This window comes from Sphingopyxis sp. 10G20-10 (genome assembly GCF_057365075.1).
On sequence record NZ_CP195117.1, the window covers coordinates 1,884,947 to 1,897,702 of the forward strand.

General features: G+C 57.8%; 15 protein-coding genes and 1 tRNA gene. 6 read left to right on the top strand and 10 right to left on the bottom strand.

Features of this window, described 5'->3' with window-relative positions; genetic code table 11:
• Positions 1-26: 26 nt before the first annotated feature.
• Together hfq and hflX are read left to right on the top strand one after the other, a co-directional pair.
• Positions 27-524, top strand: a complete 498-nt coding sequence (gene hfq, locus ACR3XE_RS09240) for an RNA chaperone Hfq (protein ID WP_473697942.1) — start codon at positions 27-29, stop codon at positions 522-524.
• Positions 525-532: 8 nt separating this feature from the next.
• A complete protein-coding gene (gene hflX, locus ACR3XE_RS09245; RefSeq protein ID WP_473697941.1) occupies positions 533-1,888 on the top strand; it encodes a GTPase HflX in 1,356 nt (451 codons plus the stop codon).
• Here the strand turns inward: hflX and mazG are convergent.
• Genes mazG through ACR3XE_RS09295 form a run of 10 tightly spaced genes read right to left on the bottom strand, consistent with a single transcriptional unit; the run spans position 1,824 to position 10,858 of the window.
• Complete coding sequence (gene mazG, locus ACR3XE_RS09250; RefSeq protein ID WP_473697940.1) at positions 1,824-2,642, bottom strand: nucleoside triphosphate pyrophosphohydrolase; 819 nt, start codon at positions 2,640-2,642, stop codon at positions 1,824-1,826. The two genes, hflX and mazG, sit on opposite strands and share 65 nt — an antisense overlap.
• A 60-nt stretch (positions 2,643-2,702) precedes the next feature.
• Positions 2,703-2,879 carry a hypothetical protein gene (locus ACR3XE_RS09255; RefSeq protein ID WP_473697938.1) on the bottom strand — a complete coding sequence of 59 codons (177 nt, stop codon included), beginning with the start codon at positions 2,877-2,879 and terminating at the stop codon, positions 2,703-2,705.
• Entirely contained in the window at positions 2,876-3,640 is a 765-nt protein-coding gene (locus ACR3XE_RS09260; protein ID WP_473697937.1) for an MBL fold metallo-hydrolase, read from the bottom strand. Before ACR3XE_RS09260 ends, ACR3XE_RS09255 begins: the two co-directional genes overlap by 4 nt.
• 13 nt (positions 3,641-3,653) lie before the next feature.
• On the bottom strand, positions 3,654-4,430 hold the full coding sequence (locus tag ACR3XE_RS09265) for a TatD family hydrolase (RefSeq protein WP_486185671.1): 777 nt from the start codon (positions 4,428-4,430) through the stop codon (positions 3,654-3,656).
• Positions 4,430-6,004 carry a methionine--tRNA ligase gene (metG, locus tag ACR3XE_RS09270; RefSeq protein ID WP_486185672.1) on the bottom strand — a complete coding sequence of 525 codons (1,575 nt, stop codon included), beginning with the start codon at positions 6,002-6,004 and terminating at the stop codon, positions 4,430-4,432. Before metG ends, ACR3XE_RS09265 begins: the two co-directional genes overlap by 1 nt.
• A 40-nt stretch (positions 6,005-6,044) precedes the next feature.
• On the bottom strand, positions 6,045-7,028 hold the full coding sequence (locus tag ACR3XE_RS09275) for a DNA polymerase III subunit delta' (RefSeq protein WP_473697932.1): 984 nt from the start codon (positions 7,026-7,028) through the stop codon (positions 6,045-6,047).
• Positions 7,025-7,648 (bottom strand): dTMP kinase, encoded by a 624-nt coding sequence (tmk, locus tag ACR3XE_RS09280; protein WP_473697930.1) that lies wholly within the window; start codon positions 7,646-7,648, stop codon positions 7,025-7,027. The genes ACR3XE_RS09275 and tmk overlap by 4 nt, the downstream gene beginning before the upstream one ends.
• Positions 7,645-8,865, bottom strand: a complete 1,221-nt coding sequence (locus tag ACR3XE_RS09285) for a D-alanyl-D-alanine carboxypeptidase family protein (protein ID WP_486185673.1) — start codon at positions 8,863-8,865, stop codon at positions 7,645-7,647. The genes tmk and ACR3XE_RS09285 overlap by 4 nt, the downstream gene beginning before the upstream one ends.
• 12 nt (positions 8,866-8,877) lie before the next feature.
• Positions 8,878-9,861, bottom strand: coding sequence for a septal ring lytic transglycosylase RlpA family protein (locus tag ACR3XE_RS09290; RefSeq protein WP_473697928.1), 984 nt, complete (start codon positions 9,859-9,861; stop codon positions 8,878-8,880).
• Entirely contained in the window at positions 9,845-10,858 is a 1,014-nt protein-coding gene (locus tag ACR3XE_RS09295) for a lytic murein transglycosylase (RefSeq protein ID WP_473700314.1), read from the bottom strand. The genes ACR3XE_RS09290 and ACR3XE_RS09295 overlap by 17 nt, the downstream gene beginning before the upstream one ends.
• Before the next feature lie 218 nt (positions 10,859-11,076).
• Here ACR3XE_RS09295 and ACR3XE_RS09300 point away from each other — a divergent pair.
• The 4 genes from ACR3XE_RS09300 (at position 11,077) to ACR3XE_RS09315 (ending at position 12,724) form a co-directional block, all read left to right on the top strand.
• Positions 11,077-11,166: transfer RNA gene (locus ACR3XE_RS09300), tRNA-Ser, on the top strand.
• A gap of 140 nt (positions 11,167-11,306) precedes the next feature.
• Complete coding sequence (locus ACR3XE_RS09305; protein ID WP_473697927.1) at positions 11,307-11,720, top strand: Arm DNA-binding domain-containing protein; 414 nt, start codon at positions 11,307-11,309, stop codon at positions 11,718-11,720.
• Positions 11,624-11,977, top strand: a complete 354-nt coding sequence (locus ACR3XE_RS09310; RefSeq protein WP_473697925.1) for a phage integrase central domain-containing protein — start codon at positions 11,624-11,626, stop codon at positions 11,975-11,977. The genes ACR3XE_RS09305 and ACR3XE_RS09310 overlap by 97 nt, the downstream gene beginning before the upstream one ends.
• A gap of 381 nt (positions 11,978-12,358) precedes the next feature.
• Complete coding sequence (locus tag ACR3XE_RS09315) at positions 12,359-12,724, top strand: EF-hand domain-containing protein (RefSeq protein ID WP_473697924.1); 366 nt, start codon at positions 12,359-12,361, stop codon at positions 12,722-12,724.
• The last annotated feature ends 32 nt before the right edge of the window (positions 12,725-12,756 follow it).

The window sequence follows — 12,756 nt, forward strand, 5'->3', positions numbered from 1 at the left end:
AACACCGCCAAAAACAGGAGGCCAAAGTGTCCGACAAAAATCAAAATCTCCAGGATCTCTTTCTAAACTCGCTGCGCCGCAGCAAGACTCCCGTGACCATGTTCCTGGTCAAGGGCGTCAAATTGCAGGGCATCATCACCTGGTTCGACAATTTTTCATTGCTGCTGCGCCGCGATGGCCAGTCACAGCTTGTTTACAAGCACGCCATCTCAACCGTCATGCCTTCGCATGATTTCGACCTTTCCACGATTCGCGACAGTTTGAAAGAAGTCGGGGCAGGGAAAAGCAAGGCGTTGCAGGACGTCTTTCTGAATGCCGTTCGCAAATCGGACGAAGCAGTGACGATGTTCTTGGTGAACGGTGTCATGCTTCAGGGCGAAATCGCCGCCTTTGACCTGTTCTCCATGCTGCTCGAGCGCGATGGGCAGGTTCAGTTGGTGTACAAGCACGCCATTTCGACGGTTCAGCCCAATGGTCCGATCAACCTTAGCGAAGAAACGTCTGACGATAACAGCGATGACTGATCCCATCCATGGTGGATGAAGCTGCGGGAATTTCGCGTGGCACGGCAACGCTGCTGATTGTTCCAGAATGGCGCGGGCAGGGGCTGTCTCGCGATCTTGATGCGCGCATTGAGGAGGCCAAAGGTCTGGCGCTTGCGATCGGCCTTTCGGTCGTCTCCGTCCATCCCCTGCGGCTGCGCCAAACGCGCGCGGCGACGTTGATCGGTGCCGGTCAGGTCGAGGCGATCAAGCCCGATGTTACGGCCAGGGACGTGCAGCTCGTTATCGTTGATGCGCCGCTTTCGGCCATTCAACAACGCAATCTGGAAACCGCCTTCGGGGCCAAGGTCATCGACCGGACCGGTCTGATCCTCGAAATTTTCGGCGAACGCGCCGTCACAGCCGAGGGGCGGATGCAGGTCGAGCTGGCCCATCTGGATTATCAGGCTGGACGGCTGGTGCGCAGCTGGACCCACCTTGAACGCCAGCGCGGTGGTTTTGGCTTCCTCGGTGGTCCGGGCGAAACCCAGATCGAGGCCGACAGGCGCGTGATCCGCGATCGCATGGCGCGTATCAGGCGTCAGCTCGACGACGCCCGCCGCACCCGCAACCTTCAGCGTGCCAAGCGCCAGCGCGCGCCTTGGCCGGTGGTGGCGCTGGTAGGCTATACCAATGCGGGAAAATCTACTTTTTTCAATATATTGACGGGAAGTGGCGTCATGGCGGCAGACATGTTGTTTGCCACGTTGGACCCCACGATGCGCGAGATCCGCTTGCCCGGAATCGATAAGGCAATCCTGTCTGACACCGTGGGTTTTGTGTCGGATTTGCCGACCGAATTGGTCGCTGCATTCCGCGCCACGCTGGAGGAAGTGACGACAGCCGACTTGATCGTCCATGTGCGCGACATTGTGCATCCAGACAGCGAAGCGCAATTTGCCGATGTTTGCGCCATTCTTGATGGTCTTGGCGTCAATGGCGCTTCTGGCGACGATAGCGAAGGCGATGAGGAAGACGATGACGATTGGGTGCAGCCGGTCCCGCAAATCGAAATCTGGAACAAGGTCGACCTAGCAGACGCCGACCTTCGCGCCGTCATCGAAGAGAAAGCAGCCCATCGCGACGATGTAGCAATTGTATCGGCGGTCACAGGTGAGGGGACCGAAGCCGCTCGCATCTTGATGGCAGCCAAACTCACCGCAGAGCATGACACGCACCGGATTCTGGTTGATTATGGGCAGGGTGATGCTGGCGCTTGGCTACACGCGCGAGGCGAAGTCTTGGCGGAGGCAGACTCAGAAGGCGGGCAGCTTTTGACGGTCAGGCTGGATCCGAGCGATTGGGCACGGTTTCATCGTCTGTGGCCCGATGCTCGGTCGCTTTGACGTCCTGCCATAGCTGTTCCTGAGCGACGAGGTTCAGACCATCTAGTGATCCGCCCGCGATTTCTTCCATCGCAGAGAAACGCCGCGCAAATTTGTCATTGGCGTCGCGCAAGGCCGTTTCAGCATCCACACCCAAATGGCGGGCATAGTTGACGACGGCGAAGAGCAAATCGCCGACTTCCTCATGACGATGAGCCGCGTCATTTGCTTCTGTAATTTCAGTTAGTTCTTCATCAATCTTGTCACGTGGTCCGGTGGCATCAGGCCAGTCAAAGCCGGTACGCGCGGCGCGTCCTTGAAGCTTTTGCGCGCGCAAGAGCGCCGGTAGTGCCAAGGCCACGCCGCTTAGCGCGCTGTTCGTTTCAGCCTTGGCCTCGCGCTCGTCAGCCTTGATGCGCTCCCATTGTTCGTGGACATCGTCAGCGGTGGCATCACCAAAAATATGCGGATGGCGGCGTTCCATTTTGTCGCTGATCGTCTCGGCGACCTGATTGAAGTCAAAGAGACCCTGATCCTTGGCGATCTGGCTGTGAAAAACGACTTGAAGCAAAAGATCACCCAGCTCATCGCATATGGCGTCAGGTTGTCCGCCCGCTATCGCATCGGAAACTTCATATGCTTCTTCGATGGTATAGGATGCAATGCTTTGAAAATCCTGCGCCAAATCCCATTCACAGCCGCCAACGGGATTGCGCAACTGGCGCATGATGGCGAGCAGGCGGTCGATGGGAGTAGGGCTTGGAGGCGTCGGCATAAATATATCCGATAATATATATTATGTTAAACTATATCAAGGCAAGCTTAGGTAGCCTCGTCATGTCACAGCCTGAAATGTGCGGATTACAAGGAACAACAAGGCGAAAATGGCGAACCATGCCAGTGACATCTTGATCCAGTCGGTCAACGGGAGTCGCCGCGCAATCAACGCGCTGACCACTAATGACATCGCACCCAGAAACCAAAGAAACTCGACACCCATGTCCATGCTCATAACTGCACCTCTAACCCGTCATAGCCGGGTTCGACATTGTCGGGAAGTTCACCAGACAAATCGACATAGTCCATCGTATTGTCCATATGGGTAATGATGGCCTGCGGTGACCCGCATTTTTCCAGGGCCTCAAGGCTCATGGCCAAATGCGGATGGGTCGGATGTGGATAGCGCCGCAAGGCATCGATGACGAACAGATCGACACCGTCGAAAAACTCCACCATCTCGTCTGTAAACTTGGAAAAATCAGTAGCATAACCAATGCTATGCGCCCCATCGCTAAAACGCAACCCACTGGCTTTTATCGGACCGTGCGGCATGTCGATCGCCGACACTTCTATGGGGCCAATCCATTGATGATCCGTCAATGCGATAGGATCAACCGAGGCCGGATAACCGGCATTACCGTCAAAGGCGTAGCTGAACCGCCAATGCAGTATGTCGAGCACATGATCGCGGGCATAGGCCGGCACAGGTCTGCGCCTTAAATGCATGACTTGCCGTAGATCATCGATACCGTGACAATGATCGGCATGTTCGTGGGTCCAGACGACTGCATCAAGCTCGCCGACCTCGGCTGCCATCAGTTGCAGTCGCATGTCAGGGCTGGTATCTACGAGGATACGATAGCCGCCGAGAGAAACCATCACCGATGCGCGACTGCGCAGATTGCGGGGATTATCGGGATCGCACTGCCCCCAATCATTGCCGATCCGCGGTACACCCGACGATGTTCCGCAACCCAGAATGCGAAGCTTCATGCCGAAACTGGCGTCATGCTATCGCCTTGCTGAACAGACGGTAGAAATTGCTGCTGGTCGTTTCGGCGAGGGCTTCAGGTGTCGTGCCGCGTAAATCGGCCAGAAAAGCCAGTGTATCCGCGACAAAGGCCGGTTCACCGGTCTTGCCGCGATGCGGCACCGGCGACAGGAAGGGCGCATCGGTTTCAACCAACAGCCGATCCTCGGGGATCCATTTCGCACTCGCCTGCAAATCGGAGGCATTACGGAAGGTCACGATTCCCGAAATCGAAATATAAAGACCTAAATCAAGGGCTTTGCGGGCAAAATCGTCACTCGCCGTGAAGCAGTGAATGACGCCAGGAAAGGGTGCGCGCGCCATCTCTTCGCCAAGCAGCCGCAGCGTATTAGCCTCGGCGTCGCGGGTGTGGACGATGATCGGAAGACCCGTTTGCTGCGAAGCGACGATGTGGCGTCGAAAACTCTGCTGCTGTCGCTCGCGGTCACTCTTGTCGTAATAATAATCGAGCCCGGTCTCGCCGATGGCAATGACGCGTGGATGCGCGGCGCGTTCGACCAGCTTTGCGGTGTCGATGTCCGGATGCTGGTCGGCGTCGTGCGGATGGATGCCGACGCTCGCCCATACATCGGCATTATTCTCGGCCGCTGCAAGAACATCGTCCCATTCGCTCTCGCGCGTCGCAATATTGAGCATCGCAGTGACTCCACGCGCCCGGGCGCGATCCAGCACGTCATCCTGTTGCTCGGCAAGACCCTTGTAATTGAGGTGGCAATGCGAATCGACCAGCATCAGGCCGCAACCTCCCCTTCCCCTTCGGGTAATTCGAGACGCGGAAAAATGGGGACGGGCTGACCCAGCTTGAAGTCTGTAGCGCAAAGCGTTGCAAACCAGTCCGTATCCTCGAGTGCAGCATAGTCGCGCGCATCGGGCGCCAGACCCATCTGATGGAGCAAGGTGTCGGCAGATGCAGGGATGATCGGACGGATGGCGATGGCCAATGTGCGGACGCACTGGAATAAGGTCATCAGAACGGCCGTCATCCGGTCGGGATCGGTCTTTCGGAGCGCCCAGGGCGCCTGCGCATCGACATATTGATTGCAGGCAAACACAGCCTTTATCCATTCTTCGATGCCCACCGAAAAGGCGAGATCGTCAAAGGCGCGTGGGGTGAGTGTTTTTGCCATGCCTTCCACAAGCCCCATAAGAGTGCGGTCATCCTCGCTGAACGCAAAATCGTTCGTCAGTTCACCGTCCAAATTCTTGAAAATCATCGACAAGCTGCGTTGAGCCAAATTACCGAAGCTGTTTGCCAGATCAGCATTGGCAGTGCGAACGATCAATTCCGCCGAATAGGTGCCATCCTGACCAAAGCTGACTTCGCGGAGTAAATAATAACGCAGCGGATCGACGCCGAATTGTTCGGCAAGCAGCATCGGGTCGACGACATTGCCGAGCGACTTCGACATTTTCTCCCCGCGATTGAGCAGGAAGCCATGGCCGAAAATCTGTTTGGGCAGCGGCAAACCGGCACTCATCAGAAACGCCGGCCAGTAAACCGCATGAAAACGCACGATATCCTTGCCGATCATATGAACGTTCGCGGGCCAAAAGCGACCAAAGTCGCCATCCTGATCAGGATAACCGATCCCCGACAAATAGGTCGTCAGCGCATCGACCCAAACATACATCACATGCCCCGGCGATCCCGGAACCGGCACGCCCCAATCAAAGCTGGTGCGCGAGATGCTAAGGTCCTGAAGCCCGCCTTCAACAAAGCGCATCACCTCGTTGCGGCGGCTTTCAGGACGAATGAAATCGGGCTGATCTTCATAGAGGGTCAGCAATTTGTCCTGATAGGCCGACAAGCGAAAGAACCAGGTTTCTTCGGCGGTCCATTCGACGGGTGTGCCTTGCGGGGACAGTTTTACGTCCCCTTCCCCGTCGCTTAGCTCCTTTTCATCGTAAAAAGCCTCATCCCGAACCGAGTACCAGCCTTCGTAGCGATCGAGGTACAGGTCGCCATTGGCTTCCATAGCGCGCCACAGCGCCTGCGATGCGACCTGATGAGCGGCGTCCGACGTGCGGCTGAAATTATCATAGCTGATATTGAGTGTGGCACACATATCACGGAAATATTGTGACATTTCGTCCGCAAATTCCAATGTGTCGCGCCCCGCACCGCGCGCGGTCTGCACCATTTTCAGCCCATGCTCGTCGGTGCCGGTAACCAGCCGGACATCACGCCCGCGCATCCGCTGAAACCGCGCCATGACATCGGTCGCTATGGCTTCATAAGCGTGGCCGATATGCGGGCGTCCATTGGGATAGCTGATCGCTGTGGTGATATAAAAAGGTTCGGGCATAGGCTGCGCGTGTAACGCCCATCATCGGCAAGGGGAAGCGTCAGTGCGCGGCTTTTTGTATGCCAGACGCCAATCGAGCCAAGCAGTTGCCTACATCAAAACCTATCATGGCTCCATCATAGGATCCGCGAATGGCGTGGCGCAGGTTAAATTGCACATGATCCCACTCTGCCAATACTGGTCCCAATTCGCTTGGCGGCCGCTCCCGCGCCAGTTTCGCAAGGATCGCGGGCACCACATCGAGCATCAGTTCGAGCTTGGGCCGATTGGCCACACCGCTGACTTCTTTGGCGAGCGCTGCTCGAAGGCGGTTATTGGCATCGCCGCCGGTGGCAATCGCCAGCAATTTCTTTTCCATAGAGGCGACATCGCTGTCGATCAAGGCCAGCGCCTTGCCCGGAACGCCGCCTGCGGCACCGGCAATCGCTTTGACGTCGGCAATGTCCATCATCGGGCGCAGTTCGTGCAGCCATGACGTCATGCTGTCATAGCTAACTGGTTGAAATCGCAGGGTCCGGCATCGCGACCGGATCGTCGGCAGTAAGCGACCCGGAGAATGACTGACCAGCAGAAACAGCGTGCGTGCGGGCGGTTCTTCTAGCGTTTTGAGCAGCGCGTTGGCTGCGTCTCCCTCCATATCATCAACCGCATCGATCAGGATCACACGCCAATGACCTAGCGATAGCGACAGATGCATTTTGCGGATCATCTGGCGCACCTGATCGATGGTGATGTTGCGGGCCAGCTCCTTACCTTTCTCCTTAGGCAAACGCATCAATCGCAAAATTTCGGGATGGTTTCCGGCATCAAAAAGCCGGTCGGCCACGGCGTCACCTGCATCATCAAGACCGATGGGGGCGTCGGCCTCCGGCGCGCCATGGGTGACGAGGAAACGGGCCACCCGTTCGGCAAAACTGGCCTTGCCGATCCCTTTTGGTCCCGCGAGCAGCCAGGCGTGGTGAAGCCGCCCGCTCTGCCATCCTTCCAGAAAGGCGGCTTCGGGGTCGCTATGACCGATCATCATAGCCAATCGTCCAAGTCTGCAAGGATGCTAGCCGTCACCGCATCGGCAGGGCGCCCAGCATCGATGACGCGCCAACGTTCGGGATCGGCCGCCGCCATTGCTGCAAAGCGGTCAGCTAGTCGGAGTTGATAATCGACAGGTTTGCTGCCCATCCGGTCTGTGGCATCGCCATCACGCTCGATGAGCCGCGAGGCTGCTTCTTCTGCGCTGAGCGTCAGGAGGAAAGTCCGGTCGGGGAGCAAGCCTTGCGATCCGAACTGGTGGAGAGCCATAATGTCGGTATCGGCGACGCCGCCTCCCCCGCCCTGATAAGCGCGGGTTGAATCGACAAAGCGGTCGCACAATACCCAAATTCCAGAGTCCAGCGCAGGGCGGATGGTCTTTGCGACATGGTCCGCGCGCGCAGCAGCGAACAACAGCGCCTCGGATCGCGCATCCCAGCGATCATCGCTCCCCTGCATCAGCAAGCCGCGAATGGCCTCTGCGCCCGCGCTGCCGCCCGGTTCGCGGGTGACGATGGTCTCAATTCCGCGTGCGCCCAGAGCAGCCGATAGTGCTCGGATCTGGGTGGATTTCCCAACCCCCTCCCCGCCTTCGAGCGAAAGGAAGCGCACCGTCATAGACCGGTCAGCCGATAAAAGCCGGTGCGCGCCCGATCAAACCAGTTGCCCTTGGCCACATCATTGGCGGCAACGAGCGGCGTTGTCTGGGGCGGTAAGCCATCGGGCAACACGACCAGATCGGCGACCACCGAACCGCTTTTGATCGGCGCACGCAATGGCCCGCGATAGCGGATGATCGACTGGAAATGGCCGTCATGATGCTTGGGCAATGTCATCGTCACCCTCCGTGTCGTTCTGACCGCGACAACCGGCGCATCGCCATCGGTCACATCAACCGTGCCGACCGTTGTTTTGGGCGCCAAAACCGGCTGGACGCGCCATTGGTCATATCCCCACGTCATCAACTTCATCGACTCATCTTTGCGCGCCTTTGCACTGCCAAGGCCCGCGACGACCATGATCAGGCGCCGCCCGTTCCGCGTCGCAGAACCAAGAAAACAATAGCCCGCTTCCTCGGTATGCCCGGTTTTCAACCCATCGGCGCCCCGAAAATGCCCGATGATCGGGTCGCGATTGGGCTGGGTAATCGGCTTGCCGTCGGGGGTTATGCCATGTTGCAGGCTGGGAAGTGAAAAATAGCGGTCGTAGCCGGCGGGGAAATCGCGGATGAGCCGGTCGGCCAGATGCAGCAGATCATTGGCGGTCACTTTGGTCAATCCACCGTCGGGCCAACCGTTCGGGGTCCCGAAATGGCTGGCGGACAGCCCGATGGATTTGGCGACCCTGTTCATACGCGCGACAAAAGCGGCCTCGCTGCCGTCGATCCCCACTGCGAGCACGGCGGCGGCATCATTTCCCGAAACGGTGATCAGCCCCATTAACAATTCATCGACGCTGACCTTTTCACCAGCTCGCAAGAACATGGTCGATCCGCCATTGCCGCTGTTCCAGCGTTCATATGTTTTGCGTTGGACGGTGAAGACCGCATGGCGCGACAATTTGCCGCTGTCGATCAGGTCGAGTACAACATAAGCGGTCATCACTTTGGCCATCGATGCCGGAGCAAAGCGTTTGTCGGGCTTGCGCGAAAAGAGCACCGCGCCCGAATCCATGTCCTTTAGTAAAGCGATCGGCGCTTGGGTCGCAAAGATCGGCCGACTGGCGGTTACCGGATGTGATGGTGCCTGAGACGCGCCTGACGTGCTGACTAGCAAAAGCGCGCCCGCAATCGTGCCGATGATTCCGGCGCCCCATCTGATCCGTGTCCGTTTCATCGTCCCGATTGTTTAACGGTCACGCATGACCCGCGCATCACCAAAACCCTTGGACTGCGCGGTTTTCTGTGCGGCCTTTGCGTCGGATTCCTTTGCAAAAGGCCCCATGCGAACGCGCCAATATTTACCCGCTTTGCTAACTTGACCGCCGACAGCGCGCGCCGAGGCATCGGCACGCGATTGGGTGCTGAACGCCGCGACCTGAACGACATATGCTTTGGTCGTGGTGGGAGTGGGAGCCGCAGGGGCCGCCGTCGGTGTTTTCGAGGGCGTCGCCGCTGCCTTCGCGCCGTTGCCTTCGACAATGAAGCGATCCCCCGGGGTGGCGGCGGCGGTTGTCGCTGTCGTGGCAGCGGGTATCGTTGATGTCGCCACGTCCTTGCGCGCAGCAGGAACCGGCTGATCCGCGATATTCTTGCGTAAAATGGCCAAGAGTGAATCAGGCGTTGGCAATCGCGTGGCGACGGCCCGACCGGCACGCAATTGCGCGCGTTCGGATTCGGACGGATTGGTACGCCTCACGCGGACAGGGGCAACGCCGGTAATTCCCAATTGCTTCGCGGCCGCTTTTGACAGGTCGATCAGCCGCCCCTTGACCATCGGGCCGCGATCATTGACGCGAACAAGGATCGTGCGCCCGGTATCAAGGGCAGTCACCTCGACATAGCTTGGCAGTGGCAATGTTTTATGGGCCGCGCTGATTCCGTCAGGGTTGTAAGTTTCGCCGTTGGCAGTCGGCTTTCCGGCGAATTCATCGCCATACCAGCTAGCATAGCCAACCGCGTCATAATCGGCCACATCGGCAGGCGTATAGGTGGTGCCGTCGACAGTAAAAGGCGCGCCCAGCTTTGGCGGGCCGTCACGGACGGTTGTTGATGGCAATGGTGCCGAAGTTGCGACGGGAATGCCGTCGCGCTTGCCATCAAAACTGCCACAGCCGGTGAGCAACAAAGCGATGCTCAACCCCATCGCCGCCTGTTTAACGATCAATTTCATCGGCCAACAACCCCACTGACAATGCATAAAAATTGGAACAGTTATAATCGAGTATCGCGCGATAATTTCCGGTCAACAGATAGGCCGTGCGTCCCGGGCCATCGGGTTCCAGCAAGGTCGCCAGAACATGACCATCTGGCCAGTTCGTTCCAATCGGTTGAAACCCGTCTGCGCGCCAGGCGTCCATTGTCCGCCAACGGCTGTGACGTTCAAAGACCCGCGTGCAACGCGTCGGAGCCAGACGATTGGACACACGGTTCCGATCGAACCCGTTGGGAACGCGCACGGCAATGCCCCACGGCTGCCCTTCCCGCCAGCCAGCTTGATGCAGATAAGCACCAATCGATACAATGGCGTCGGCTTCGCTTGACCAGATGCGGCTTTTGCCGTCGCCATCGCCATCGCGTCCCAACCGCAGATAAACAGACGGCAGGAATTGCGGATAGCCGAACGCACCCGCCCAGCTGCCTTTCAACGCATCGCGCGGCACCCCGCGCTCGACCATTTCCAGCGTCGCCAGAAATTCGCCTTCAAACAGGCTGCGCCGACGCCCTTCATAGGCGAGTGTGGCGAGCGCCTGCGGCAAGTCAAACCCGCCCGTAACGCGGCCATAGGCCGTTTCATGACCATAGATCGCAATCATGATGCTGCTCGGCACGCCGGTCTGCGCCTCGATACGCGACAAAAGCGGCAACAGCCGTTCGTGGACGCGGCGTCCGCCATTGATCCGCGCCGCATCGACATGCTTGGCTAGATAGGGCGCAAAAGGCGGGATTGGATTGTTGGCTGAGGAGGGGCTGCCTAGATTGTCGCGATCGAGCGCAACGACGCGCTCGCTGATGACCAGCCCCGACGTCACCCGATCAAAGGTTCCGCGCGACACGCCCCTTTGCGCCGCTTTTGGCCAAAGAGACTGGACATAAGCGGTAAAGCCCTGTTGATCCTGCGCTTTCAGCGGCGAGGCGCTGGCAACCAAAGCCAGACAGGCGAGTAGCATCACGCAAGAGGCGATCCATCTTAACTTGGTATCGAGCAAGGTTTTGGCTTCCCATCCCATTTACGTTCTTTCGCACATTAGCAGGCGGCTTGCCTAGACTAGGCGCAGATAAAATGAGTCTTTCGCACGCCAGACGGAAAACCAACCGCAGCGCCCCCTCCCCACCAGCCAATGTTTTTCTTGTCCCAGCCGCACTTCACGCTATGGGAGCCGTGATTGGACAGGTGGCCGAGTGGTTTAAGGCAGCGGTCTTGAAAACCGCCGTGGGTGCAAGCTCACCGTGGGTTCGAATCCCACCCTGTCCGCCAAATTCTAATCCCTATTTCTCGAGCCGTTTTCAGAACCCCAGATTTTCTGCGGGTTTGAGAGGTGATTCGGGTCCCTGTGTGTCCCACAGGATCCAGTCCGACATTTTTGCCAATGTGGGCGGAAAATTATGATTACCACGATGAAAAACGTATCGAACGGGGCTGCGAAGTACAAAGGCAAGTCGAGCCGCGTCAGCTATGGCAACGGGCTCGTCCGAATGGATCGACCGGGAGGCACCGGCAGTTGGGTGTGCCGGGTCCAGAAGCATAGCAACCGGCGGGACTTCGGCTTAGGTAGCTGCCAGAAGGTCAGTCTGGCGCAAGCGCGCGAGCTGGCGCGCGAAATCCGCAGTCAGATCGAGTTGGGCATCGACCCGCCTTTCGAGCGGCGCAAGCGGCAGGGGGTCCCGATCTTCAAGGACGCGGCAGCGAAGGTTTGCGAGCTGCATTCCAAGACATGGCGCAATGGCAAGCACCATGCACCCGAACGCTCGAACTTTACGCTTTCCCTCACATCGGAAAATTCCGGGTCGATCAAATCACCGGCCCGATGATCCGCGACCTGCTCGCAGAAATCTGGCTTGAGAAGCCCGAGACAGCGCGTCGCGTCCGCCAGCGGCGCGGCGCGGTGCTCGATTGGGCCTATGCGTCGGGCTATCGCGATACCGAAGCGCCGATGCGGGCGATCACCAAGGGACTTCCCCGCCAGCCGCGCCGCGACAATCCACTGGTCAGCGCAATCCGCACAGCCTCGCGTTTGTACTCTTCTGTATGCTTCTTCATCTCGTCGGTCTCCTTGATCGAGTGTTAAACTCTCAAGTGACCGGCGCAAAGCCGTTACAAGTCCATTCCCCTTGGTCGAGATTGACAGGTTGCGGTGTAGGTGATTTACAATCTTGCGGAACTGATGAGATCTTCCGATAGCCACAACCATTTATTTCGGGCTAGATTGCCGATCAATGGCATCTGCCACTACATTAAAATATGAGGAACTATGGAGACTCAACTACTCAACGCGCCAAGCGGGTCCTTAACCAATTCACACCAACGATGGGGGCGTTGCAAATTGATTATTTGCCAGCGAGTAATGTTCATTGTGGTCGCTGTGTTGGGAAGCACGACTGCAGCAGCTCAAGACGCACAGAAGAGCACTGAAGCCCAGCCGCTAACTAGGGCGGAGTTTGTTCGCCAAATGGACGCCGAATTCGCCCGCTATGATCGCGATGGGAATAGGGTGATTTCTCCCGAAGAGATCAAGGCCGTTCAAAGAGAAACGGCGGCCAACGAGGCGTTGCGCCAGAACCGGGCAGTTTTTGATCGGCTTGATCGCGATGCCAACGGGCAACTTGATCCACGGGAGTTTGCAGCTCTTGCAAATCCCGACGCTATTCCGATTAATCCCGCTCCTTTGATGAGCCAGTTCGATACGGACAAAGATCAAACGATAACCCTCATCGAGTATCGCGTTGCAACACAGACCAATTTTGACAAAATTGACACAGATCGCGACGGTGTAGTGACTCCAATCGAGATGCGCGCAGCAGGAATGGCCCGCTAGACCTAGTTTTATATTCTATCGGGCAAGAAGTG

Coding starts and splice junctions, on each gene's coding strand:
- hflX (WP_473697941.1), top strand. CDS start 533: ATGGTGGATGAAGCTGCGGGAATTTCGCGTGGCACGGCAACGCTGCTG.
- mazG (WP_473697940.1), bottom strand. CDS start 2,642: ATGCCGACGCCTCCAAGCCCTACTCCCATCGACCGCCTGCTCGCCATC.
- ACR3XE_RS09255 (WP_473697938.1), bottom strand. CDS start 2,879: ATGAGCATGGACATGGGTGTCGAGTTTCTTTGGTTTCTGGGTGCGATG.
- ACR3XE_RS09260 (WP_473697937.1), bottom strand. CDS start 3,640: ATGAAGCTTCGCATTCTGGGTTGCGGAACATCGTCGGGTGTACCGCGG.
- ACR3XE_RS09265 (WP_486185671.1), bottom strand. CDS start 4,430: ATGCTGGTCGATTCGCATTGCCACCTCAATTACAAGGGTCTTGCCGAG.
- metG (WP_486185672.1), bottom strand. CDS start 6,004: ATGCCCGAACCTTTTTATATCACCACAGCGATCAGCTATCCCAATGGA.
- ACR3XE_RS09275 (WP_473697932.1), bottom strand. CDS start 7,028: ATGATGATCGGTCATAGCGACCCCGAAGCCGCCTTTCTGGAAGGATGG.
- tmk (WP_473697930.1), bottom strand. CDS start 7,648: ATGACGGTGCGCTTCCTTTCGCTCGAAGGCGGGGAGGGGGTTGGGAAA.
- ACR3XE_RS09285 (WP_486185673.1), bottom strand. CDS start 8,865: ATGAAACGGACACGGATCAGATGGGGCGCCGGAATCATCGGCACGATT.
- ACR3XE_RS09290 (WP_473697928.1), bottom strand. CDS start 9,861: ATGAAATTGATCGTTAAACAGGCGGCGATGGGGTTGAGCATCGCTTTG.
- ACR3XE_RS09295 (WP_473700314.1), bottom strand. CDS start 10,858: ATGCTACTCGCCTGTCTGGCTTTGGTTGCCAGCGCCTCGCCGCTGAAA.
- ACR3XE_RS09305 (WP_473697927.1), top strand. CDS start 11,307: ATGAAAAACGTATCGAACGGGGCTGCGAAGTACAAAGGCAAGTCGAGC.
- ACR3XE_RS09310 (WP_473697925.1), top strand. CDS start 11,624: ATGGCGCAATGGCAAGCACCATGCACCCGAACGCTCGAACTTTACGCT.
- ACR3XE_RS09315 (WP_473697924.1), top strand. CDS start 12,359: ATGGACGCCGAATTCGCCCGCTATGATCGCGATGGGAATAGGGTGATT.